Origin of the sequence: Pseudomonas sp. BF-B-26, assembly GCF_019956495.1 — a bacterium.
Classification (GTDB): Bacteria; Pseudomonadota; Gammaproteobacteria; order Pseudomonadales; family Pseudomonadaceae; genus Aquipseudomonas.
On record NZ_JAHBDP010000057.1, the window covers coordinates 60,821 to 83,627 of the forward strand.

Consider the following 22,807-nt stretch of genomic DNA (forward strand, 5'->3'; position numbering starts at 1 on the left):
CTCTTTCATCACCATTATGTTCAACATACTGAGAACCTTCACTAAGCAATATCAGATGCGTCGATATTGAACAATTCAACTCTCAATTTCTTTGCCATTTCGGTAGCAGCATTAGTAAAGCCGTTAACTGAAAAAACCGCAAAACGGGTGCATTCATAGTATGCGGCACCAGAATACACTTGCATGACCGCATCAGGTCCAACGGGAGTAGCGTATTTCTTACATTGGATTGCAATTTTTTCTGTGTTTGAAATAGCTATTAAATCGACTCCAAAATCACCCGAAGAAGGCGTGGTGGAAACGGAGTATCCAAAACCTCTATAAAGTTTCTCTACGTGATTTTCAAAACCCAAGCCAACTTGAAGCGTGGAGGGTTGATAGGTTTCCAGAGTTTCCGTCGTATTCATCGCGATATAAACAACTGCCCCCCACCATATCAAGCTATGCGGGTAGTCATAACCAAAATTCTTTTTGAGAATTCTATATATTTTTGCGTAATCAATCTCGCCATTGATGTATGTTATTTTCTGCGAAGAAAAAGCGTTTCTTATCAAGTCAATTTGATTGTATATTTTTACAAAAGCGGACTCAAACCTGCTGACCTCAAGACTTAAAGTGGTGAGTCTAGATATAAATTCATTGACTGCTTCTAAACCACCACTAAATCGAAGTCCATTTGCAATTTCAGCAAAAAGCTCCAGCGCATTAGGCTGGATGAGACGCAAACCGGGTCCATTCTCAACAAATTTTAAAAACCCGTGGATTTCGACCGATGCTAAATCCTGATATCGTTCCTGATTAAGTGGTTCGCCTACGTTCCGATCTTTTGCGTTCTCAGCAACTAAATGCGCAGACCACCATTTATTATTAAGATTACTGTCATCAGACCTACCCTCTTCGGTGAGAAGGTCGATTTCATGCTTAAGATCATCTGCTATTTTTTGGTAGTGAGCTTGCTCATGATAAATATCCGCATCACGAAGCCCTTTAATTTGAATGTCTAATGAATCACGGACAGAATCTAGATAGCTACCAATCCCTTTTAAATAATGAAGCTGTATTTCTCCCGTCTCTTTAAATTCCTCATCCATGAGTTTAGATAAATAAAATGGATCAAGAATCACTGCACATGAATTTCTATTTCCTAGCCCGGTTTCATACGCCATTTTATTTTCCTTCGAATTCATGGTCATTTCGATATTTACAACAGGTGACGATACGTTGCCGTTCAAATATCAAATTCACCTAAAAGCCAGATCCTGAAGGTGGTGCTGAACCCGCGACTTCTTTAGCTAGGGATTTATGCGTGTATGTCAGGCAAAGGTACTTGACGTTCCCACACGGGGCCTCAAGCGTGATAGCGGAATCCGGCTTGTTCCAGCTCAGAGTAGTAGCCTTGATTTCTTGCCCTAGTCCGTTGGTTGCAGTTGAGACGACCGATTTGCCAGCTCCCCATTTATGGGTAAGTCCCGACTCAGCAATAGGATAATTTCTACGGTCGGCCATGAGCATAATCATGTAAAGGCGAAGCTCACCGCTTTTGTCTTTGTCGAAGTGGTAGTCGCCCAATGCAGGACCATAGATTTGCCCAAATGGATCATCCCCAACGCGATGACACACCAGTTTCCCTGCTCTCTGGTCACACCAACCGGCCTTGCCGTCAGGGGTCAACTTTCCATTAATTACGGGAAGAGCTTGAAACTCAGTGAGCTTCATTCCCAACACAGCACCATTGAAGTCGAATTCTTGGGCTTGAGAGGCAGCGCAGAAAAAAATCCATAGAAAAGCGGCTGTGGCCTTGTTCATCCTTGTCGTACCCCTGTTCAAACGCAACGAGAATGGGATAGTACACCCAATTACGTCATCATAGATTTAGGGGCAGAAGGAGAACAGGTGAGGCACATGCCGCCGTTGCGGCGGCATGATAGCTGGTGTTACTTGCTCAACCACGATTCAACGGTGTCTGCACCGAACTTGCTCTTCCATTCTTTCAACTGACGGTGGTTTCCACCTTTGGTTTCGATTGTTTCGCCAGTGTGCGGGTTCTTGTAAACCTTAACCACACGCTCGCGACGGGTTGCTTTGGCAGCTACAGGAGCAGCACCTTTGCGGTTAAGCGAAGCTGGATCGAGAATGGCGATCACATCACGCAGGCTTTTGCCGTACTGACCAAGAAGATTGCGCAGCTTCTCTTCAAATTTGATCTCTTCAGCCAGACCAGCATCACCTTTCAATGCTTCCAACTGAGCCATTTGTTCAGCTAGGTGCTTTTCAAGCTGACGGAATTCTGCAAGCTTCGACATTGCTCATACCTTATAAATTGGTTGTGGTTGGATGATACATGAAATCATTTAAATCTGAAAAGTCGTCAATCCATCTTCACCAGAAAAGGTTTGGATTTGGCTATAAGTTCAAATTTCTTTGCCTTTTCATTCCAAAGCACCACACCATCATTTTGCATCATGTCCGGGCTACCAGCTTTGTAGTAACGCAAATCGCTCATGAAAATTGCATTGCTGTTTTGCCTGTGAGCAACCCCACCATTAGCAGGGGCTAGCGCATCTGATTCGCTTGGAAACTGCATAGGTGCTTTGTAGAGCTTCCCATCATTCACATCTACGAAGACCGTGGCTTGGCAGCCAGTGCCGCAACCATAAGTAGCAACCACAAAGTGCCCTGCAAAATCGGCTTTCTTGCCAACGGTACCTTCGATGGATTCTTTGATGCGCCACTGCCCTGCCAGGGCTTTGTTACTCGACCAATCTACCTTTGCCAGAGCCTTGCTGGAAACCACAGAGGCTGGGTATTTCTCAAAGGTGAAACGGTCGTCAGCATGGCTTGCAGAAGCTACGCACATGGCTAGAACTGCAGCAGTCAAAATCCTTTTCATTTGAATCACTCAATTTTGGTTTGAGGCAAAACCATAGCTCCAGTCTTGAGGATCAATCAAGATCGATCCAAGAAATATTTTAGTGCCTGCAAAACCCGGCAGATATAGCTTAAAAATTGCTTTTCCCTGCAATGCCTAACAGTTTGTCTCAACACGGTGCCCCAGTCTTTATTTCGCGTAGCGAATGCCTTTTAAAATACAAATGGTAAAATCACTCATATAACAAACTGAATTCAAATGGCAGTAGCTAAACGAAAATCATACAAAGAAAAAAAGGAGTACATCGACAACAGTAAAGAGAAACTCGAGGGATTCCTTGCGGATAAGATCGATAGCATCCACGCGATGCTCAAGTCTGAAAATCCAGACGTGCCTGTTTGGAACTCCCCATGCTTCAAAATTCGATACCTGAATCCGGTATCAGGAACAGTCTACAACCTCGAAAACTCCATGCTCCTTTCGATGCTTGGCAAAGAGAAAGGCTTTGAACTGCCTTACTACATGACGGCGAAGCAAGGGTTTGAAGCTGGCCTGTCGAACAAAGGGGAAAAGGCTGACTTCGTTGTTCACCACTTTGGCATGCAGATCGGGTTCATCAAGGACGGCGAAAAGCCAGGTGCTGGAGGTAACGATGACCAGGACAATGCGGAAGGCAAAGCCATCTATAGACGTGCTTCAAAGCTATCCCCGGTGTTCAACCTGCAGCAGTTCACAGGCGAGCTACCACCCAAGATAAAAGCGCAGATGGCGCAACGGGCCAAGATCCCAACCCCAGCCGAAGTACAGATGGTGCTTCAGTCAGTCATGGATACGATGCCCACACCGCTCAAAAGGCACGCAGGGGCGGAACACAGCAATTACTTCTCACCAAGTGAAGACACCATCTACATGGCCCCGTCTGGCTACTTCAAGAGCGACCTCCACGAGCTATCGACGCTTCTCCACGAAGTCAGCCACTCATACGGCGTAGCAAGCCGCAAGAACCGTGAAAGCCTCGCAAAATATGCAGAAAGCGATGAACACCGAGCTTATGAAGAATTGGTAGCAAATCTCTCAGCACAAGGTGTCATCAAGCACCTGAACTTCAACCTCACAGACGGTATGCGCGAACAGTTAGACGATGCCTTTTTCAAGAACCACCAGACCTACGATGTGGGTTGGGCCTTGAAGGGCTTGAGAGACAAGCCTGATCAGGTATTCAAAGCTGCCGCAGACGCAGACCGCACAGCGAACGAGATCATCTACAAGCTAGAGAATGACCTCAAAGCCAAGTACGACCTAGACCCTACCCTGCCTGTTTCTGACTTCATCAAACAGCGCTTATCTCGGGCTGATACGGATTACACGCCACAGCTTAAGCCACCAACCGTTAGCAGCAACATTTCACAGGTAGAGACTGCCACACCCATACAACAACAAAAAAAGAGGACATTGAAAATATGAATATTTTCGAGAAAACCAGAAAACAAGCTTTTGAAGATCTAATCGATGGAGACGTAGAGCTGATAGATCTTTACGAGCAAGGAATGCTTACGGAGGAATGCTTTGTGGAGGAATCCACAAATGAACCGTATAAAGAAATTCCGCCAGAAAGGATTTACTAAGAAAATAAAATGTGATCTTAGAAAATAAACAGGAAGAGATTCCTGTTTTTTTGGTTTTGATATCCGCAAATCAGTAAATGAAAGGTTTTGATATCCCTTCAGTCTAAAAACCAGCGATCAATCATTTTACTGAAGCCAAAAATTAATTCATGATCCACCACGTTATTAAGCACTTCATAAACACTTATGAAGCACCTCATAAGTATTTCATAACTATTTATGAAATATTTCACACTAACGGCTTGTTTTCTTTTTTTAAATGTTATTATTTTAAAAACAAACCAAAACTAAAGGAATTTAATCATGAACCAACCAGCTAAAATTTTGGCCTTAATCAGTCATAAAAGCATTACTAAAACCACGACCATTTCAAATCTCAGCCACTCCTTGTCGCTTCAAGGTTATCGCACGCTGATTATCGACACTGATGGCGTTCCAGCTATTCAAATGCACATCGAGCAGAACAAAGAAGTAACGGAAAAACGCATTATCAAAAACAAAGCCAAGGTGGAATTGCTTAAAAATAAAGGTAGAGCTATAAACCAGTCCTTGCTGGATCAACTTGAGTACGATGAATTCGCACTTGAAAACCGTCCTATCGTTATTGCCCGCAGCCTTTATGAGCTGGACGCACAATTTGATGTAATCAAACGTGACTACGCTCACTTTGACTTTATTATTGTAGATGTTCCAGCCAAGGTTCTCGACTCGAAAAACAACCCAATCAAGGAAATTAAAAGGCTCATCAGCTTTAGTGACTTGGTGATTACACCTTACAAGGGCGACACGCAGAACGCAGTGACTGCCGTTACCGTGTCGGGAATCATTGAGGATTTGAAATACGACGCTGTGAGCCTAGGCGGAAAATTCACCACAAAGGTACGCTCTCTGTTGGCTTTCGATCCAGCACGCATCAAGGCAAACTCCAAAGAGGTCAGCGCTAACCTCACCTTGACGGATACATCCACGACTGCAGCAAGACTTGCCCGTAATGCAGAACGTAAAGCCTTGAAGGAAATCGACCGTAAGAACCAAATTGATGCAGACATTAGGGCATTCGGTGATGCGTTTGGTGAACACCAGAAGCCGTTGGAAGCACCTTTGATTTTCCGCTCGATATACCCTAACCAATTCAACAAAGGGCAGACCATTTATAACGCCACGACTGAATCGGCCAAAATTGCCCAAGCTGAATTCAATCTTGTGGTGAAAGCGATTCTTGAAGCCATTGATGAAACATCAGTGGTCGCCACTGCCCAAAACGAATCAATCACAAACTAACTAAAAGGAGATAACAATCATGACATTTGACTTACAAGCAGCAAAAGCCCGTGCAGAAGCTAAAAGAGCGGAAGCACCTACTACACCACCAGAATCTGAAATCACTTTGGTAGAGACAGCTCCAATATCACCAGAACAGATTCAAGCAGAGATCGAGCAAGCAGCCGCTGAAAAAGCTATCCACGATCAAAAGGTCTTGGCTTTCAAAATCGACCAAGCTTTGAAGGAACACAAAGCCCTGCCAGAAGGCAACAAATTGAGCGTTCGCAGCTTTGCGTTCACAGACAAGACCGATAGCGCTATCAAGGCTTTCGAGTCCATCACCAACAACAAGCGCTATGGCAAAGGGTACGTGAGCAGTTCAGTCAGCGTTGACGTTGAGCGCATGTGCATTCTGCGCTTGAAGGCTCTGACAGACCCTGTTCTGAAATCCTACCTGGATGACGTAGACGCAGAATTCAGACGCACCATCGACTGATAGAGACTCAAAAAACCCAAGCCCCTTAACCGGGGCTTTTTTTCGCCTGAACGTTCATAATCACCGATCTGAACTGGATCTGAACTACATCATAAGCACTTCATAAACACTTATGAAACAGTTCTGACGTGGTTAATAAATCCTTATGAACCATTTCACATGCGTTTCATCAACAGCTCAGAACCAGCTCATAGCCATTTGCTCAATGCTTATGAAGAGCCTCATAGGGGTTTCACATCTACTTCATAAATGTATCAGAAACAGATTTTAGCGTTTACCGCTACCGTAACTCCCAGGTAGCCGCGCCCAGGAATCAAGCATGTCTATTTTCTTGGGGCTCTTCTTACCCTTCTCGACCGGCTTGGTGTCGTGGACTAGCTTTTTCGCGGGCAAAGCAATCTTGAATTTCCTTGCCGCGAACTCTTCAAGACTTACCTTCCAGCTCATGCGCTCGTTCGGCGGATTCCCACTGCGAGCAAAGACAGCTCCGTTCGGTCCCATCTTGCTCAACAACCCAAGCCGTTCACAAACCCAACCTGACACGAACAATTTGTAGTCGCGGGTATCGAAGACCTCAACCAAAGCTACGAATAGCGTGTAGTCACGGTGCTTGGTCGCGTGGTCAATGCAGTGCGCTATTGCCTGACTGTACAAACTAGATAGCAGGATCTTCTTCTCATCGAGCAAAGGGCGAAGCTCGTTTTTATTGAGTGTCACCAACAGCTTGTACGACTCCTTCATGTCACCCGCCGTCCTTTTCAACCGTGGAAATAGCTTATCAGAGCCCACGGATAGGCGCTCTGTCTTGAATTCTAGGTTTTTTTGCGAGGCATTGCTCTGCTAATTTCAACACAGGACGTGTGCGGAAGCCTCACCAAGCCGTATCCAAACCGTAAAAACCAATGATTTAACAACCACTTAATAAGTATTTCGTAACCACTTATGAAGTAATTCATATCCACCTAATAAACACTTAATAAATAATTATGAATACGTTAGCTAATGGCAAATAAGGCATAACCAGAATGGTATAATTAGACTAAACAAACCATTGCCATTATGAACAACTCACATGAATTGGTTTTACCTAACCAAGCCCGATTAATATTGCCTGACCAGAAATTGATTATCCCCAATGAACAAGTGTTGATTCTGTCTAAACCGCCGATAAATGCATTGTTGGATTTTTACTGTACTTCCCTACCAACGAGCGCACTCAATAAATTATCAACGTACAAAACCAGATAAATCACCCCTCTACGGCAAAGCCGTAATGCAAACACCAAATCAAACCCAATAAAAAAGCCACTGAAGAGTGGCCTTTTCAAATCCAAACATTTGTATTCATGCAGTTCTTCTATTGTCGTTGCGTAAGCTTCTATTTTTCATCAGCACCAAAGTGAACATTCCAACCAGCAGAGTAACCGGCCAAATTATTGTAAAAGCAAACATAGAGCCGAACATCGTTGATGGATCACTCAATGAGAATTCTGCACGAGCATGGACAATTTCGCTTGTGTAATAACCATGGAGAAGGTACGTCACGGCAGAAAGCTCGCCAGTGAAATCCCAAAACCTAATACCGAAGAAGAAGACAACCATTGATCTGTAAATGAACACCCAAACAATGACACTCATGATGAGCTTAAACGTCTTTATGCGCTTGTCCCACACGTCTGGATTGAAGTAGTTTGGCTTGTAGTCCATTTGGTTGATCAGATAGAAAACAGGTAACGTCACGTAGAAGAAGATCATCGGCCCGAGACGAATCAGGGTAAGGTGATCATCGAAATAGGTAGAGTTTATTTTAGCCATGCCGCTGTAAAGCAAACCATTTAGCAATGGTAAAAAACCAATGACAGCATAAAAGAAGATAAATCTTTGTAAGAAATTTAACCTTATCTTTTCCTTCTTCATCCATTTCATGTCATTCACCTTCTTCTAGTTATTGCCATTATAGCATTTACTTTGACAAAGAAAAGAGTTAGCCGACAAACAGATCTAACTCTTTAGAAATATATAAATTAAAGGATATAACCATTTACCTTGTTCGTTGTAACGGTAGCACTCCTTTAAATTTCTCGCTCATTGAGTTAACTTGAGTATTCGCTTGCTCACCCATGGCTTTATCTGTAAATAAATCTTTTGCAACCAACATATCCTTGAATGCAGCCGAGATAGATTTAATTCCACTGTATAAAACGATGAACATCATTATAGTAATAGTACAATGCAAGAAAAGCATCACGAACAATCTCATAACATCGAACATGAACCCTGTTCCGCCCGAGAAAAATATCGAAGACAAATAAACAACAAACTCGTTGACTATCACAATGACAACAGACACCAACGTCATCCCGACAAAGAACAAGGTGGCTACAATTGTTCCACTGAAACAAATCCAAACCAGTTGAAGCATAATATTTTTCAGTACGTCAAATGCTTCTTGTTCATTTCTATTAATGAAAATCGACTTAACCAGCCTGACGCTCATTGTCACTATTATTTCAAGCGCACTAGCAACCACTACGCCAATCTCACCTAAAAGCAATAGAAGAGGCAGCAGACCTATTAATATCTGATTAGCCATGAAGAACGCATACATGAACATCGACGCTGTAGATATATATGAAAGAAGGTTTGTCATGTACCTTTCGTTTTTATTAAAAGTTAAAATTCCATTTCTTATTATTTCAGAACCATAGTAAACAACCAAAGAGACCTGCGTATATTCTGACGCATTGCTCCAAAGCGATGCTGGGACGTTTAGCACCGGGGACACACAATTTGAATCTGTATTGAAGCAAGACTTAAATTGAAACCCCAAGTTTTCGTAATAACGCGCCGTTAATTTATTTAGCAGTGCCTGAATCCCATCCAGTGCGAGAGCGCCCAGTTTATTTTCTGCCTGCGAAAAATAGACTTCATAAATAGACTTATTTATATCAAAGAGCTTTTGCACCTTCATAGTGTCTATCATTTCTTGATTCATTTGACTCTTATCATTTTCATTCAATGCTTCTGCTGAATCCGAAGCGTTGAAATTCTGATTAACGCTGATTTTGAAGATTGAGTATTTAGCATCAATGGCGTTAGTCATTTTCTTTTGATAGTTATTTAGATTCATCAAGCCAATGAATGAAGCAAAAATATCTGACGTGAATTTTTCTGGTGTGATTCCCTGCAAGAGGACTTGAACCACAGGATCAACAGTGGCCCTCACAACATTCAGCATTTGGTCACGTCCATTGTGAAGCTCTTCTATAGAAACGGTGTCTCTAAATTCATGAACGAACGAATCCTTGCCTGCCACGGTTCCATCTTCATTCATATCCAGGCAGTCATTTAGCAGCAATTCACTATCAGCGTATCTCACGCGATTATCAGCCTTATCAAGCCCTGTGCTGCACATGAACATCTGCATTTTTCTAGCTTCTTTATAAGCCATGTCAAATATTTTAAGGTTGGCATCTTTGATTACATCTAATTGACCTGATGAATTGATGATACCGGCGCTATAAACATTCACTTGCAGCTTCGTTAGGCACTGGGCTGTCTTAGTAATCTCACCAACTTTTAAAGAGCTTCCATCATATTTAGATGCTGGAGCTTGATTTTCGAGACAGCGAGAAAAATCAGTTTCTACGAATCTAAACTTGCCTGATTGAACGTCTTTTACCAAATTGTGCTTTACCAAAAGCTGTCTACGAAGCGCCAAGTCGTTTGACGCCATCTGAATGGCATTGATTATCTCCATTTTATAAATGCTTTCAGCCTGAACAACGCCTCTCGTGACATAGGCCGACTCATCTTTAATAGAAGCGTTTATATAAAATGGCATGAAAAACATAACGGTCGACTTCAACAAGACGAAATTGACTATCAAGGCCGCAAGAACCAAATGAATAATCCACCCGTTACCCACCAAAAACAAAACCGCACCCAACGTTAAAAAGACCAGGAATTTATTCTCCTTTAGGCCATATTCAGCATTGGCAGCATTCTTGAATAACCTTGCCAATATGTTTAAACCACAAACGAATATAGAAACTATCCCAAATATCCCTACTGCGTCTTTCATAACCCCTTGTATTGCAACGCCCTCTTTTGACTTGTCAGCTACAATTGACAATGTGTCGTTATCCCCGAGATATGGCGCAAGGACCAGCCCAGCTACCATTACTGATTGGGGGGTAATCATCTTTGCAATTGAGCTAAATGCGAAATCTCGCTTACTCTCATGACCTGCGCATTTGCCAACCATGTCAGAAGTGGCGTAGTAGCAGTCAGCTTGTTGGGCGTCTTGATACGTTTCTGCTTGGGATAATGGCGAAAGAAATGCCATAAGCAGAAATATCAAAGAAATTATCTTTTTGGAGTTCATTTATATAGAGTTCGTTTTACTTAATTATACCATTTGAAAACCTTTCTTTAAGAAGCTAAATGGTATACTTCAAACATAACAACCAACACCAACATGGATATAGTAAAAGAACTAAAAGATCTGAGAGCAAAATTCGACAACCAACCAGGTCAAAAGCTTGTTCCCGAGTTCATCAAAACGAGCTTTATAAAGCTGGGATTTCAAACAAGCGACATTCAATCTGTTCAACCATTTAAGAACCTGAATATAAATGGCAACGACTTTGCTGTATTTGACAGCGTTGATAACACCAATACTTTGCATAAAGCCATACAGACAATAGCTGATGCTATTGGTCGCAACGCTTACTTGACTAAACAAGCAGTTCGCTCATTAGGCAATTTACAGCACACAGACAATATAGAGGGAATCACAGCCAATTTCTTCAAACAATCAGGAATCCCCCACACAGGATTTTGGGATTTGCAGAGAAAATATGAACAGAAAGGGGATGACTACAAGGCGATTATCAAGGCTGATAAAGCGTTTGCCGACCGAGTGTTTGATGGTGTTGGTCCATTCAAAATTGCCTTAAACGACTTTTTCAAAATGAACAATCAACTTGCCGTTGATAAATTCGACCGAGCAATTGATACAGAGCTGACCATTGCCAATTCGAAAAACCGCCGAAAAATGAAGCCTTAATGAAGCCTTGAAGGCTTCAGCATTTAACCCTCTTGAGCTGATTCCAGTCAGTGACATAACTGTCGCTCAAATAATCCCTTTTCATTCCCCATTGGGGAATGGGTGGCTCCACAGCAAGCCTGATGCTACCCCGGCCATACCTAGCATTGATCCCATCCAACACCTTCATCAACGTCTCTGAATTTCGCCTAGGCTCCGGTGCAAACAGATCCGGCTGATACCCGTCACCACTGACAAATTGGCTCAACACGATCCCGGCCTTGGCATAGCGATAACCAGGTACATAGATCTTCTGTAATCCCTCCAAAGCCAGTGCTACGAATTCCCGTGTGTCATTACTGGGCACCGGCAAGCCACAGATCACAGCACGGCTGTAGGGCTTGTCATCGAAGCGGGACGTTTGGATGAAGACCTGGAGGCAGGAAGCAAGCTGCCCTTCCGACCGGAGCTTTGCACATGCCCTACTCGCATACGTTGCAACGGCTTCACGAAGCCCCTGCAGTGTAGTAACACGCTCACCAAAGGATCGAGTGCTTGCAATGGTTTGCTTGGGTTCAGGGGAGTCCTCAAGCGCGTAGCAGCTAACCCCTTCCAGCTCCATTGAAGTCTTTTCAACGTTGACGTTGAACACCTTACGCAGGCTCTTTCGGTCATACCCGCCAAGGTCGATAGCCTTATGGATTCCCATAGCTTGAAGGCTTGCAGAGAGCTTCCGGCCTATACCCCATATCTCATCTACAGGCATCCATTTCAGAAGCTTGTCACGGCGCTCTGCATCCATGAGGACCACGACACCACCAGTTTCCTTGCGCCATTTCTTCGCGCTGAAATTGGCAGCTTTTGCCAAGGTCTTGGTAGGCCCAAACCCTACACCTACGCCTATGCCGGTTTGCTTCTTTACCGCCAATTGGATCTCACGCCCAAGCTTCTCCAAGTCGCCCTGGACGCCGGTGAGGTCCAGCCAACTTTCGTCAATCGAGTACACCTCGATCCGAGGCGCAAACGTCTCTAAAACACGCATCACACGGTTACTGACTTCTTGGTACAAGGCGTAATTTGAACTGACCACTCGCAGGCCGTGAGACTTCATCAGGTGCTTAATTTCGAAGAACGGCGCGCCCATCTTGATCCCCAGCCCGCCGTTGGCCGTGTCCTTGCTTTTGGCAATTGGACAGCGGGAAACGACGCAACCATCTGAGTTCGACAATGCGACCACGGGAACACCGATCAACGTAGGGTCGAAAAGACGCTCTGCGCTCACGTAGAAGCAATCACAATCGACCAGACAGAAGACCGCCATCAATCACCTCGCCTTCAACACAAGGTCGGTCTGCTTCATCACAAAGACAGAGGCAACACCGGCAAGATGATTCACTGTCTGAGCTAGATCTGACGTAGGTGGGGTGTATTCATCATCCTTGCCATGAGAGACGCTTTGGGCGTTACGGATGGTCCCTACGCCGAGGAAGATGGTGCCTACACCACGCATCATTTGCGAGGTAGCTTCGTCGATAACCGAGGACTTTTTCAGGATGTCCAAAACCTTGCTACCAAGCTTCTCAATCGCGTCTTTCTGGTAGCCCGTTTCACCTAATGATTTCAGGCATGCTTTCAGCACTGTCTCTATGTGGCTGCAGCTCAACGTGATGGAAAGCTCTGGATCAGTCAGCACACATCCCCGAGCTTTCAACCAGGAATCCGAGAGCATTTTATTGCCCTGGAAGAGCCCATCGAGATCGGCATCCATCGCGGCCTTCTCGACAGTTACAAACTGAGAAAGCGACTGAACTACAGAGGCCGTTTTCAGGTACTCCCTATCCAGGTTCACCAGCAGATCAGCTACCAGTGAATTCAGAACTTTGTCTTCACTGACGCGCCTCTGCATATCAGTGCCAGCTTCCTCCAACGTGCAGTAATTCCAGTAATCAAACTCACTTGGGCGAGGTGCCTCTTTCCAGCAGATTTTCAGCTCTCGACCAGTGAAAGTGAGATAGCACAGCGTGTGCCCAATGGGCTCATCTTCTTGGTCAAGAATTTCATCAAATACGATGGTTTCACTGCTGCCACCACAGCCAAGACCCTCAACCAAATCGAGAAGCTTTCGCTCGAAAGCTCTCAACCCAAGCAGCAGTTGCAGGTTTTCGTTTTTGACCTTCGCTGATCGAGCTGCCAGCTCAGAAAATCCGTCATCACTCATTTTCTGCAACCATCCGCTCTTTAAGCTTTTCCAGAATGTAGATACGTGTATCAAGAATTTGCTTGGTTAAACGAAAAAGCGCTTCCTTTCTTGTAGTCATGAGACACCTAATCAACGAGACACACGGTGGAGGTTGTGCAGGACGATACCCCACAGTTCGATGTCTTCCCACTCTCCCACCTCAATGCTTGCATTGAGGGGATTGTGGGCCAGCAGAATTGGGGATTTTCCTAGGCGCTCTCTGTACTCCTTGCAGCAGAAATCAGCCCCAATGACCACGACCACGATGTCACCATCCAAAGGCTCCAGAGCCTTGTCCACAACCAGCACGTCACCATCGTAGATCCCAATCCCCTGTAGGGAATCACCGTCAGCACGCAGCAACCAACGCGAAGGCTCACGCAGGCACACCAGCTCATCGAGGCTCAAAGGCGGTTCGGAGTACTCCAAGGCTGGGGACGGAAACCCACACGAAACCCTGCCCACGATGGGCTTTCGCAGAGGATCTACAGGGGGATGGATGGGACCGAGGATGGAAAACATGGGGGCTTGCTCGCACTGTACATGCAAACAGTATGGGGCGACGTGCCAGCAGCCGACAAGCGACCTACAGATCCGTCCGACAGACGAGCTTCGAAAAAGCCTAACAGACGTATTCAGACGAAACGCGAACAGCGATACCAAAGCTGAAAAGAATTAATTGACGAAAGATTATTATTTAACGCAAAAATTCAAAAAACCCAAATGGTATAATATGCCTACAAAAGGAATAAACCTTTTATCAACAGGCCGGAGATAAGAATGATAGTTAGCACACAAGAATCATCAAAAAAAATTAAAGCACCAAAGGAACTTGAACCGTATTTAAACATACAAACCGACAAAGAAGGAAAAATAGCAATTACGATTTTAGATTCAAAAATACTTGGAGAAAAATACACACTTGAATTCATGAGACTAGTTAAAGAGGTATCAATATTAAACCACCATAACAATCATAGAAGCATAGAGCTACGTGAATATGATAGCGAAGATTACAAACTACAAAAGACCGCATATCAGAAGTTTTACCAAAGCAAAATTAAATAAGCCCTGTAGGGCTTTCTTATAATCAAACGCCGAACCAATACTATAATAATAATCTTGACAACTACATTTAATTCGATCTATATTTTCGCCGTCATTACTGAATAGGTGAAAAATGAATGAATTAAAAAACCAAATCGAAACTCTTAGAAAAACCATATTTAAGATTTACGAAAATCGTCCTGAAAACGATAGAACAAACCAAGAAGACTCATTCAAGCTGTTCGTGAAAGGTGCACTGAATATTCAGCTAAAGCTCTTCATCGAACGGTACAAGCGATTGGGTTTGTCAGACGCAGAAACTATGCAATGCATAGTGATCCACCCTTCCCTTTACGAAATCTCTTCAAAACAGATCGATGATTGCGATTCCGAAGCACTCAGTATCGCAGTGGCACAGTACTTTGAAATCGTGTCTATAGCTCCTGCATACACTGACGTTCTGTCACTTCTCCTAGAAAGCATACTGCTCGTGGGCAAGCGCGGGAAAGGACTCGGGCAGTGTCTGACACCTCCAAGCCTCGCAAGCGGATGCTCCGAACTCATGCCTATGCAGACAGACCAGCCATTCAAGGTCATGGAAATGTGCTGCGGGGCTGGTGCATTCGTGTTGGCCCCACTGCAGCAAATGATGGAGCGAAATCCTAATCACGCGAAAAATGCCACTGTCATAGCGAACGACATTGACCCTTTCCTGTGCTGCACCACGACCCTCCAGATCATTGCCAACACAGTGATTAACGACATAGACCTTTGCGAGTTCACACAGCACTGCTCAAACGTGATTACAGAGTGGACTTCTGGAAATCCTTACCTCTTCAGATTCATAACCCCTGCCAAGATTTACGAATCTCGCGCTAGGATTCGTGAAGAGAAGCTTCGTGCGTATGGCTATTACGAGATATTTGGCTACCCGGCGAATGTCACACCTCTTAGAGATAGCGAAGCCAGGAGAGTACACAGCGCTACGCAATTGGTAGGTGCAGCATGAGCCTACCTATCGAACAACAAATCAAAGCCCTGAAAGCCTCAATCTTTCAGATCACATGCCATCAAACCGGTGGCAAACGAGCAAAACGAGATTTGGCCTTATCCATCTTCATCAAATTCAACCTTGGAGTGATGCTGAATCAGCTTGTGGCGCGATACCGTCATTATGGAGCCACTGACCTGGAGCTAACCGAACACGTCTTCATTGACGATACCTACATCTGTCTAGACTCAAAGCTGTTCAGCTCAATCAACCTGGCAGCGTTGGCAAGGTCAGCGCAGATCTACAAAGGGGTTGTAGAAGCCCTACCTGTGTTCTCAGACGTGCTGCATTCGCTGATCGAAGACATATGGCTTGATGACCAGAAGGGCAATGGTTTAGGTCAGTACCTCACTCCACCAGACTTGGCTAATCTGATTGGCAACCTGATAGACGTGTGCGAATCCGACCGAGATAAGCGCACCCAGCCGTATGTCATACATGATGATTGCAGTGGGGCAGGTAGCTTGACGTTACCAGGAGCACAGAGAGAAGCCAGAGTAGGACGCCACCGCACGCAATTACTCAATTTAATGGTGAACGACATTGACCCATTGATGTGTTGCGCAGCGGCCCTGCAGTTCGTATCGAGCATGGTGGTTCATGAGCATGACCTTCATCAGCTGAGAGTCATTTGCTCGAATGCGCTCACAGAGACGAAGCCTAATAGTAAGTCGATGGTAGTCATCAAGACTCCTGAAAAGGTTCTCTTGAACGTCAAGCTCGCTCATGACCAGCACATGCATGAAAAGCTTCAACTGTTCAAACACATGAATTCATTGACCAATAGGATTTTAAATAAAAGTTAGGGTTATTTTCGTCTAACCCTAACAAGTTCAAAATCAAATGGTACGATAATTAAAACAACCATTAAAATTATGAACCTATATGACGAGATTGTAAATCAAGGCTACAAAATAGAAGAGAGGTATTCCAATAAAGGGTATATGCGAGCCTACATCACGAATCAGAGCGATGAAAGGATCGGTTATTACACCGAGATGAAAAAAACAAGAACCAAAACAGTGCTTACCAAAGACCCAATATTTGAAGAGTACTCAACAGGAATTGGGATTGAAGAAAGCTTAAGGTTTCCACGAAAAATCAACGGGAATGCTGACCGAGCTATAAAACAGCTTTACCGTAAATTCTTGGCCTGGAAAGAAATAGAGACGCTAAATAGAGACTTTGAAGAAAGCCTAACCCAGCTATTGAAAATAAAATCAAATTAATTAGGGCTTTTTGCTCTTAACCCTAATTTTTGAAAAAGCAAATGTTACTATATCTATATGGAAGGAAATTAATCATTCCAAAAAAACAAACCGGAGAAAAATATTATGCTAGTAAAAATCGAAAAAAACACACAAGAAGAAAAGGAAGTAATTAACGTATTCTGCCCTTTTGATGAAAAATTTGTAAAAGCAGCAGGGAACATAAGTGGGAAATTTGATCACAGCCTAAAATGCTGGACCTTCCCCGCTAGATCAGATCAAAAAGTCAGGACACTGCTGATTGATATATTTGGTACTGATGATTCCGCCACCAGCCCTAAAATTGACATTCGCGTAACATTTACCGAATTGTATTACGCAAATCAAAATTCGATAAAATTGGGAGGTAGACTTATAGCCAGAGCTACAAGCCGTGATAGTGGAGCAAAATTGGGTGATGATATTGACTTGATCTCTGGATGGGTAAATAGCGGAGGCAGTGCAAAAAATTGGGACACAAGAACAGCAGAAGGATCAGTATATGAAATCTTCAACTTCGAAGCTTCTCAACTCGATAAAATCAAAGCTTTAGATTACATCGAGGTCGAGGTTATTGGCGGAGAAGCAATTGATAAAACAATAACACTTCAAGATATTCGCCCCGAGGAACCATCTGTAACCAATGATGAAAATAAAATGATTTTAACATTCACAAGCTTGGTCGTAATTCTCGACCATGAAAACAAATCTGTAGACACAACAGGCTCGACATTACTATTGAGCCAAAAGGAATGGATAAACGCTTATAGCATTTTCAATGAAATAGGCACACGCCAAGGAGGAGCAAAGTAAAATCCACACCCATAGGAATTACAATATAGAGCCAGCAATGGCTTTTTTATTTAAAAAATAAATTAGGGTTTTTTACGCTTAACCCTAACTTTCAAAAAAACAAATGGTACTATATTTACATGGGGAGCAATTAAACTACTCAAACAATAAAATCGGAGAAACAACATGAACACACTTAAAAGAATTTCACTAAAAGACCTTTCAACATTAAAATATACATATAAAGTACAAGTAGAAGATTGGTCAATCTGGAATGATGAAGAAAATGAATATGATTATGAAACTTGGAATGAACAAAATTACGCAGGTGGATATATTGAATTAATACACGGCTCAAGAAGAGACGATAATCACTTCACTATCAGGCTTCAATGGATAGCAAAACGCGATGCAGAAACAGGAGAAATAGTATTCGTTGAAATTGAAGATAGTTCTTTAATGGATGCAACATTTGAATACGACAGAGAGAAATTAGAAATATATAATGAATATTATCAATCAGATTTAAGTGATTATCGTGAAAATGTAAGTTTGTATTTCAACCCCTATCAAATATCAACAATCCAAGAAGTAATAAGATTATCAAACTGGGAAGCTGAAATAAAATCAGAAATAAAAGGACATTGCTAATTCATCGAAACAAATCAATTAACAAAGAATTACCAAAATAGCCCAGCAGGGCTTTTTTTGTATCCTACGAAACCACACTCACCTACCTGCAATCTTTAGTGGTTCGACGTCCTCGCCAAGCAGCGCCTTCAACACGTTAGTCATCTCCCCTTCCCCTAAAGTGAACGCTACTGCAGAACAGCTCACAGGCCATGCCACCAGGTTAGCAATGGACAAGGATTCCAGATCCACAGCGCTAGGCATCACAGCAACAGGCCAAGGCTGTATAGCCGCGCTAGGGAGTCGATGACTGCCAGCACTGGCGGACGCCAAGCTCAAGGCAAGGAAACCGCACAGAAAGGCTCTGGTGAAACCGTTAACGTGCATCACAAATCACCTATCCCAAGCTTTTCCAGTTTCTGCCTTTTGATCTCATTCTTGCGCGCCATTTCCAACCCGATCAACTTCTCATTGTGGTCAATCACAGCTCGATTTTTAGCATCATGCTCTTCAATCTTTTTGTCTAAATTCTGATTGATGCGTACACCAAGCAGAAAGACCAAAAACAATATCGCGCAAGCGAATGCCGTAATCAAAGCGGGACCAATACTGAATACCTCCCACACCTTCAAAACACCTAGAAAAATTACGAATATAAAAAGTCCATATTGCTTTGGTTTTGTTTTCTCACTCATGCTTCACCTTCTGTTGTTGTAGAGTTTTTACGTTCTTCTTCTGAGAACTGCTTGCGAATTTCTTCCTTTCTTTTTCTACTCTCTGCATCATAGCTTTTAGCCCATGCGTTATTCTTTACCACTTTATCAAATGCGTTACCTAGCATTGGTATGCCTGCGTGAAGGGCATTTTGTAATTGTGGGTGCATGATGAAAGCTTGCATTCTAGAAACTGAATCGTCGTGTATGGCATCCTCATTCGATATAGTTTTCATCACTCTATTGAATGAGTCGATTCCATGTTTATAAATCATGAACAATGTGTAGATTGCGTAAACCACAACCATAAGAATCGAAAGAATATCCCCAATAAATGTTCCGTCGCTCATGCCCAGGATTCCCCAAATCACAGCTCTAGCGTCTAGATTATTACCCATGAAATTCATTACAAGCATAAACAACATCAAGATCATCATGAAAGAAATAAGGTAAACGAATTTCCAGCCCATGATTTTGATGAACTTACTGTCGCCGCTTATGGTTGAATAGCTGAGAAGAACCGGAACTTCTATAAATTTGAAGAAAATCACGAAATAGACGAATTTAATCAATTGCCCCAAAATCATGAAAAACATGAGCATTGGCATTATGTATTTGCAAAAGAAACCCAAGGCAGCAAAGACATATCCAAGCGGTAAATACGCCGACATTATAATATCCATCGACTTAACGACTATCTGAAGGGTTTTACCACTTAACGTTCCTAAGAACTTCGCAAGCTTACCTGTAAACTTACTTGTGTTAATTCCAGCAGAAGACGACGAATCACTATTACCAATTAATTCCATCAAACCATCAAGCGCACCATCAGCAGCCCCTGTAAGCGCCTTGATTAATATAATGTTCACACCGAAATCAAACATTTCAGAGCCAAGCTTGTACATTCCCGCAGCCAAACCAATATGATAGTTATTCTCGCAGCTTTGAGGATTTGAAGCACATTGAGCGCGCCCTTTAGGAATAGACAAGCTGGGATCGAAACCGGCCATTTCCTTAATTGACGTAAAATCTAATCCAATCATCTCAAAAATGAGTTTATATAAATCGATCCTACTAAGAAAACTGTCGTTTTCCGTCAACGTCGAAGGCGTGATGTTCATGATCGGGGAAAGGTAAAGACCTTTGTAATCGACTGGTGCGAAAGGCGTCAGGTTACAGGCACCATCTGCGCCATTAGGCTTAACATCAGTAATTCCACACAAGATCTTTTTATTTACATAATCATAATTCTTCACATCAGCATTATCCCAATACACAAAGAAAGAATTCTTGAGTATTTGTGAACTGAGATTTTTATTGCTTTCGAATTGGGTAATTGCTTGAGTAGACAAAGCAGCACCTAATATTCCCCTTTGAACATTTGAAAGCACTTCATAAGTGAGAATATCCAAGCCTTCTTTATTTTCCTGTAGGGCCTTCTTCACGCCAATGTAAAAAAGATCATAGGCACGATTAAATGCCGTCAAATAGGCTAATTGTTTTGCTTTGAATTTTTTGGCATCAGATTCGTTTGGGCTACCGAGAATTTCTATCTTTAATGATGAGGCATTGAGGGACGCGCACTGCATATCAAAATCTATGCCTTGCATACGATTTAAATCACGCCCTTTCGTGTCATTTGGCAATTCATTGAATACTGCAATCGCACGTCTAGAAGCCTCATGCTCAAACCAATGTGTAGTGCAGTACTCATCAAGCTTAGCCCGGACAATAGTGTTTTTAAACGCATTGAGGATATTTCTAAACGAAGCACCATTTTTATCAAAATCATGCCCCATATATCCAGACAAAATATTGGCTGCAAACTTAGCTTTTATGACTTCGGCATCTGCTGATTTACTAACACCTATTTGATCAATCTCAAGAATACCCATCAGCTCTTTGGTTTTAGCATAAGAATCATCTACTATAGATTGTTCTTCCACCTCAAATTTCCCATCAACAACATTCATTGATGAGGTTTGAAAATAATCATCATTGATTTGAGCGTAGTATTTTTTACCAAGCTTTAAAGCGTTATTAAGGTATGTCGAAGAACCTCCCAACATCTCTGTACTAGCCTTTGCCCCTTTTTCGAACATCGACTTCATCGTGCCGTCATTAAGACTTTGACCAGTAAGAGTTTCAACATCACCACCATTTGATCCAATAACGAATTTACCTACGCTCGCTGGGTATCCTTTCAATGCCCTATCGCTCATAGAGTAATCAGCAGTCTTTCTCATTGGATAGTTGTGGACTTCATTTACCAAATTAACGATATTTTTTATATTTGTAGTAACATCAACATTGACACTATCAATCCAAGAGTTTTCTTCTTTGGAAATTTCCAGTCCGCTTCCAGCGATTATTTTAAGCATCCCTTCTTTCGTATAGCCTGCTTCTCCAAGAGCAATACGATTATTTGCGAAAAGGGCATCTATTGTTCTTGTGTCTTCAGTTGCAATATCGTTAATACGTTCGACGTTTGCAGAAAAAACCATTTTTTCTTCTGGTCTGATTACGTTGTAATCATCGACCTTTGAAAGCTTGCCCAAACTGTCTGCAAGCAATTCTTTGTTTGAAAACATAATTGATATTGTTGCAAACAGCAGTGCAAACATGCTAAATGTCCAGGGCGAGACTATTAACATGACTATAGAGACAATACGAGTAGTGTTATTTTTTAACGAAGCTTGAATGCTTTGGCTTTGATACCAGTCAACCAAAAATCTAAACACAATATAACCAGTCAAAGCGCCAACAATGATTATTATCATGTTCCACATATAAGACGTGAACGCATCAAGCACAGGATTTGGTGTGGAAAAATGATCTTCACTCATACCGCCGCTTTTAAGAATCGGCTTAATGGTAGATAAGGCGGTAGAGTTCCCACCTTCTAGAGAATAGATAACGCTTAAAGCTTGGTCTTCATTACAGCTAAATATTCCGGGCGTTATTTGTGAAGCAAGCCCTTTAGATTGAGGCGTCGCCGTTTTCATCACTTCACAAAGGTTTGAATATTCGAAAGCATGTGATTGGGAGCCAACCAGCATGAGGAAAAGCATTGCCAGAATTTTGAATTGACGCATTAGGTTTTGGATTGGTTTTCTTAATTATACCATTTCGGACTCTTGAGTTAGCTGTTAGGCATATTCTTTGTTTTCATTCATAAAAAAAGGCCGCACATGCAGCCCATTCATTCCATCGCACATCACTGAGTAGTGATCTTTAAAATCTGCCCGTATGCCTCTGCCTGGACACCATTGAGCTTTGAAGACCAGAGGCACACAGCAACGCCTAATACGATCAAGCTGACCCAAACAGGCAATCCTGCGAACCCGACAGCAGCGACAAGCAGTGACGGGGCAAGGAAGCACACAGCAGCATCCTTGATGACCAATCTCCTTTCGTTGATGTACTCACCAGGTGAAAGAATATCGCCTGCTAGGAACTCGCCAGCTTGCTTCAGAGCGCCACTGAATCCGCCTGTATACGAAGCATCCTTGATAGCGCATTTCGCTCTGAGAGCAGCCAAGGAGAACAAACCGATCAAGCTCAATAGGAACGTCATCGTGAATATGTAGAAAAGGAAGCTTGGGTTCAAGGGTTCTTTTATGAAGAAAGAGATATTGGACTTGATAACGAATCCTCCTAAGAACGCTATAGGCAAGATACGAACAAGGTTCATGCCCACACCCTCAAGGAGATTCTTTTTTACGTGCAATAGACTTTTGATTTCAGAATCTGTTGGTTGATTTTTCATTTGTAGTAAAGTTTGT

Annotated in this window: 24 protein-coding genes; 11 read left to right on the forward strand and 13 right to left on the reverse strand. The window is 42.9% G+C overall.

The features are described 5' to 3' along the window. Window positions 1-41: 41 nt before the first annotated feature. The 4 genes from KGB03_RS06605 to KGB03_RS06620 form a co-directional block, all read right to left on the reverse strand. Window positions 42-1,166 carry a restriction endonuclease gene (locus tag KGB03_RS06605; RefSeq protein ID WP_223526610.1) on the reverse strand — a complete coding sequence of 375 codons (1,125 nt, stop codon included), beginning with the start codon at window positions 1,164-1,166 and terminating at the stop codon, window positions 42-44. 79 nt (window positions 1,167-1,245) lie between these two features. Next, the gene (locus tag KGB03_RS06610) at window positions 1,246-1,806 is read right to left on the reverse strand and encodes a hypothetical protein (RefSeq protein WP_223526611.1); all 561 of its coding nucleotides are present in this window, start codon (window positions 1,804-1,806) and stop codon (window positions 1,246-1,248) included. Between the two features lie 128 nt (window positions 1,807-1,934). Continuing rightward, window positions 1,935-2,303, reverse strand: coding sequence for a histone-like nucleoid-structuring protein, MvaT/MvaU family (locus KGB03_RS06615; protein ID WP_223526612.1), 369 nt, complete (start codon window positions 2,301-2,303; stop codon window positions 1,935-1,937). 65 nt (window positions 2,304-2,368) lie between these two features. Then, the gene (locus KGB03_RS06620; RefSeq protein WP_223526613.1) at window positions 2,369-2,890 is read right to left on the reverse strand and encodes a hypothetical protein; all 522 of its coding nucleotides are present in this window, start codon (window positions 2,888-2,890) and stop codon (window positions 2,369-2,371) included. 237 nt (window positions 2,891-3,127) lie between these two features. Between KGB03_RS06620 and KGB03_RS06625 the strand changes: the two genes are divergently transcribed. From KGB03_RS06625 to KGB03_RS06640, 4 genes are all read left to right on the forward strand, one after another. Further along, a complete protein-coding gene (locus KGB03_RS06625; RefSeq protein WP_223526614.1) occupies window positions 3,128-4,333 on the forward strand; it encodes a zincin-like metallopeptidase domain-containing protein in 1,206 nt (401 codons plus the stop codon). Continuing rightward, complete coding sequence (locus tag KGB03_RS06630) at window positions 4,330-4,494, forward strand: hypothetical protein (RefSeq protein WP_181427915.1); 165 nt, start codon at window positions 4,330-4,332, stop codon at window positions 4,492-4,494. Before KGB03_RS06625 ends, KGB03_RS06630 begins: the two co-directional genes overlap by 4 nt. Before the next feature lie 303 nt (window positions 4,495-4,797). Next, window positions 4,798-5,775: an AAA family ATPase gene (locus KGB03_RS06635; protein ID WP_223526615.1), complete on the forward strand. Its 978-nt coding sequence runs from the start codon at window positions 4,798-4,800 to the stop codon at window positions 5,773-5,775. Between the two features lie 19 nt (window positions 5,776-5,794). After that, window positions 5,795-6,253 carry a hypothetical protein gene (locus tag KGB03_RS06640; RefSeq protein ID WP_223526616.1) on the forward strand — a complete coding sequence of 153 codons (459 nt, stop codon included), beginning with the start codon at window positions 5,795-5,797 and terminating at the stop codon, window positions 6,251-6,253. 267 nt (window positions 6,254-6,520) lie between these two features. Here the strand turns inward: KGB03_RS06640 and KGB03_RS06645 are convergent, their stop codons facing one another. From KGB03_RS06645 to KGB03_RS06655, 3 genes are all read right to left on the reverse strand, one after another. Continuing rightward, window positions 6,521-6,994: a hypothetical protein gene (locus KGB03_RS06645; protein WP_124399789.1), complete on the reverse strand. Its 474-nt coding sequence runs from the start codon at window positions 6,992-6,994 to the stop codon at window positions 6,521-6,523. A 603-nt stretch (window positions 6,995-7,597) separates the two neighbouring features. Further along, window positions 7,598-8,179 (reverse strand): hypothetical protein, encoded by a 582-nt coding sequence (locus KGB03_RS06650; protein ID WP_008438316.1) that lies wholly within the window; start codon window positions 8,177-8,179, stop codon window positions 7,598-7,600. A gap of 115 nt (window positions 8,180-8,294) precedes the next feature. Next, window positions 8,295-10,640, reverse strand: coding sequence for a hypothetical protein (locus KGB03_RS06655; protein WP_223526617.1), 2,346 nt, complete (start codon window positions 10,638-10,640; stop codon window positions 8,295-8,297). A 93-nt stretch (window positions 10,641-10,733) separates the two neighbouring features. Here KGB03_RS06655 and KGB03_RS06660 point away from each other — a divergent pair, with 93 nt between their 5' ends. Continuing rightward, on the forward strand, window positions 10,734-11,324 hold the full coding sequence (locus KGB03_RS06660) for a hypothetical protein (protein WP_223526618.1): 591 nt from the start codon (window positions 10,734-10,736) through the stop codon (window positions 11,322-11,324). Between the two features lie 16 nt (window positions 11,325-11,340). Here the strand turns inward: KGB03_RS06660 and KGB03_RS06665 are convergent, their stop codons facing one another. The 3 genes from KGB03_RS06665 to KGB03_RS06675 form a co-directional block, all read right to left on the reverse strand. Beyond that, on the reverse strand, window positions 11,341-12,624 hold the full coding sequence (locus KGB03_RS06665; protein ID WP_223526640.1) for a Y-family DNA polymerase: 1,284 nt from the start codon (window positions 12,622-12,624) through the stop codon (window positions 11,341-11,343). Window positions 12,625-12,627: 3 nt separating this feature from the next. Further along, a complete protein-coding gene (locus KGB03_RS06670) occupies window positions 12,628-13,521 on the reverse strand; it encodes an abortive infection family protein (RefSeq protein WP_223526619.1) in 894 nt (297 codons plus the stop codon). Window positions 13,522-13,632: 111 nt separating this feature from the next. Then, on the reverse strand, window positions 13,633-14,064 hold the full coding sequence (locus tag KGB03_RS06675) for a LexA family protein (RefSeq protein ID WP_223526620.1): 432 nt from the start codon (window positions 14,062-14,064) through the stop codon (window positions 13,633-13,635). Window positions 14,065-14,322: 258 nt separating this feature from the next. Here KGB03_RS06675 and KGB03_RS06680 point away from each other — a divergent pair, with 258 nt between their 5' ends. From KGB03_RS06680 to KGB03_RS06705, 6 genes are all read left to right on the forward strand, one after another. After that, the gene (locus tag KGB03_RS06680) at window positions 14,323-14,610 is read left to right on the forward strand and encodes a hypothetical protein (protein ID WP_223526621.1); all 288 of its coding nucleotides are present in this window, start codon (window positions 14,323-14,325) and stop codon (window positions 14,608-14,610) included. 112 nt (window positions 14,611-14,722) lie between these two features. After that, window positions 14,723-15,598: an N-6 DNA methylase gene (locus KGB03_RS06685; protein ID WP_223526622.1), complete on the forward strand. Its 876-nt coding sequence runs from the start codon at window positions 14,723-14,725 to the stop codon at window positions 15,596-15,598. Continuing rightward, the gene (locus tag KGB03_RS06690; protein WP_223526623.1) at window positions 15,595-16,446 is read left to right on the forward strand and encodes an N-6 DNA methylase; all 852 of its coding nucleotides are present in this window, start codon (window positions 15,595-15,597) and stop codon (window positions 16,444-16,446) included. Before KGB03_RS06685 ends, KGB03_RS06690 begins: the two co-directional genes overlap by 4 nt. 69 nt (window positions 16,447-16,515) lie before the next feature. Further along, on the forward strand, window positions 16,516-16,869 hold the full coding sequence (locus KGB03_RS06695; RefSeq protein ID WP_223526624.1) for a hypothetical protein: 354 nt from the start codon (window positions 16,516-16,518) through the stop codon (window positions 16,867-16,869). Window positions 16,870-16,974: 105 nt separating this feature from the next. Continuing rightward, window positions 16,975-17,700 carry a hypothetical protein gene (locus KGB03_RS06700; protein ID WP_223526625.1) on the forward strand — a complete coding sequence of 242 codons (726 nt, stop codon included), beginning with the start codon at window positions 16,975-16,977 and terminating at the stop codon, window positions 17,698-17,700. A 165-nt stretch (window positions 17,701-17,865) separates the two neighbouring features. Continuing rightward, window positions 17,866-18,330, forward strand: a complete 465-nt coding sequence (locus tag KGB03_RS06705; protein ID WP_223526626.1) for a hypothetical protein — start codon at window positions 17,866-17,868, stop codon at window positions 18,328-18,330. 365 nt (window positions 18,331-18,695) lie between these two features. On the opposite strand, the gene KGB03_RS06710 is transcribed toward KGB03_RS06705, so the two are convergent. The 3 genes from KGB03_RS06710 to KGB03_RS06720 all read right to left on the reverse strand — a co-directional run bounded on the left by KGB03_RS06710 (window position 18,696) and on the right by KGB03_RS06720 (window position 22,791). Next, window positions 18,696-19,004, reverse strand: coding sequence for a hypothetical protein (locus tag KGB03_RS06710; protein ID WP_223526627.1), 309 nt, complete (start codon window positions 19,002-19,004; stop codon window positions 18,696-18,698). Beyond that, window positions 19,001-22,117 carry a hypothetical protein gene (locus KGB03_RS06715; protein WP_223526628.1) on the reverse strand — a complete coding sequence of 1,039 codons (3,117 nt, stop codon included), beginning with the start codon at window positions 22,115-22,117 and terminating at the stop codon, window positions 19,001-19,003. The genes KGB03_RS06710 and KGB03_RS06715 overlap by 4 nt, the downstream gene beginning before the upstream one ends. Window positions 22,118-22,239: 122 nt before the next feature. Then, window positions 22,240-22,791, reverse strand: a complete 552-nt coding sequence (locus tag KGB03_RS06720) for a hypothetical protein (protein ID WP_223526629.1) — start codon at window positions 22,789-22,791, stop codon at window positions 22,240-22,242. Window positions 22,792-22,807: the final 16 nt, after the last annotated feature.

Coding starts and splice junctions, on each gene's coding strand:
- KGB03_RS06645 (WP_124399789.1), bottom strand. CDS start 6,994: ATGAAGGAGTCGTACAAGCTGTTGGTGACACTCAATAAAAACGAGCTT.
- KGB03_RS06685 (WP_223526622.1), top strand. CDS start 14,723: ATGAATGAATTAAAAAACCAAATCGAAACTCTTAGAAAAACCATATTT.
- KGB03_RS06715 (WP_223526628.1), bottom strand. CDS start 22,117: ATGCGTCAATTCAAAATTCTGGCAATGCTTTTCCTCATGCTGGTTGGC.
- KGB03_RS06705 (WP_223526626.1), top strand. CDS start 17,866: ATGAACACACTTAAAAGAATTTCACTAAAAGACCTTTCAACATTAAAA.
- KGB03_RS06690 (WP_223526623.1), top strand. CDS start 15,595: ATGAGCCTACCTATCGAACAACAAATCAAAGCCCTGAAAGCCTCAATC.
- KGB03_RS06655 (WP_223526617.1), bottom strand. CDS start 10,640: ATGAACTCCAAAAAGATAATTTCTTTGATATTTCTGCTTATGGCATTT.
- KGB03_RS06680 (WP_223526621.1), top strand. CDS start 14,323: ATGATAGTTAGCACACAAGAATCATCAAAAAAAATTAAAGCACCAAAG.
- KGB03_RS06620 (WP_223526613.1), bottom strand. CDS start 2,890: ATGAAAAGGATTTTGACTGCTGCAGTTCTAGCCATGTGCGTAGCTTCT.
- KGB03_RS06610 (WP_223526611.1), bottom strand. CDS start 1,806: ATGAACAAGGCCACAGCCGCTTTTCTATGGATTTTTTTCTGCGCTGCC.
- KGB03_RS06630 (WP_181427915.1), top strand. CDS start 4,330: ATGAATATTTTCGAGAAAACCAGAAAACAAGCTTTTGAAGATCTAATC.
- KGB03_RS06615 (WP_223526612.1), bottom strand. CDS start 2,303: ATGTCGAAGCTTGCAGAATTCCGTCAGCTTGAAAAGCACCTAGCTGAA.
- KGB03_RS06660 (WP_223526618.1), top strand. CDS start 10,734: ATGGATATAGTAAAAGAACTAAAAGATCTGAGAGCAAAATTCGACAAC.
- KGB03_RS06695 (WP_223526624.1), top strand. CDS start 16,516: ATGAACCTATATGACGAGATTGTAAATCAAGGCTACAAAATAGAAGAG.
- KGB03_RS06720 (WP_223526629.1), bottom strand. CDS start 22,791: ATGAAAAATCAACCAACAGATTCTGAAATCAAAAGTCTATTGCACGTA.
- KGB03_RS06605 (WP_223526610.1), bottom strand. CDS start 1,166: ATGGCGTATGAAACCGGGCTAGGAAATAGAAATTCATGTGCAGTGATT.
- KGB03_RS06710 (WP_223526627.1), bottom strand. CDS start 19,004: ATGAGTGAGAAAACAAAACCAAAGCAATATGGACTTTTTATATTCGTA.
- KGB03_RS06670 (WP_223526619.1), bottom strand. CDS start 13,521: ATGAGTGATGACGGATTTTCTGAGCTGGCAGCTCGATCAGCGAAGGTC.
- KGB03_RS06675 (WP_223526620.1), bottom strand. CDS start 14,064: ATGTTTTCCATCCTCGGTCCCATCCATCCCCCTGTAGATCCTCTGCGA.
- KGB03_RS06700 (WP_223526625.1), top strand. CDS start 16,975: ATGCTAGTAAAAATCGAAAAAAACACACAAGAAGAAAAGGAAGTAATT.
- KGB03_RS06650 (WP_008438316.1), bottom strand. CDS start 8,179: ATGAAATGGATGAAGAAGGAAAAGATAAGGTTAAATTTCTTACAAAGA.
- KGB03_RS06665 (WP_223526640.1), bottom strand. CDS start 12,624: ATGGCGGTCTTCTGTCTGGTCGATTGTGATTGCTTCTACGTGAGCGCA.
- KGB03_RS06625 (WP_223526614.1), top strand. CDS start 3,128: ATGGCAGTAGCTAAACGAAAATCATACAAAGAAAAAAAGGAGTACATC.
- KGB03_RS06640 (WP_223526616.1), top strand. CDS start 5,795: ATGACATTTGACTTACAAGCAGCAAAAGCCCGTGCAGAAGCTAAAAGA.
- KGB03_RS06635 (WP_223526615.1), top strand. CDS start 4,798: ATGAACCAACCAGCTAAAATTTTGGCCTTAATCAGTCATAAAAGCATT.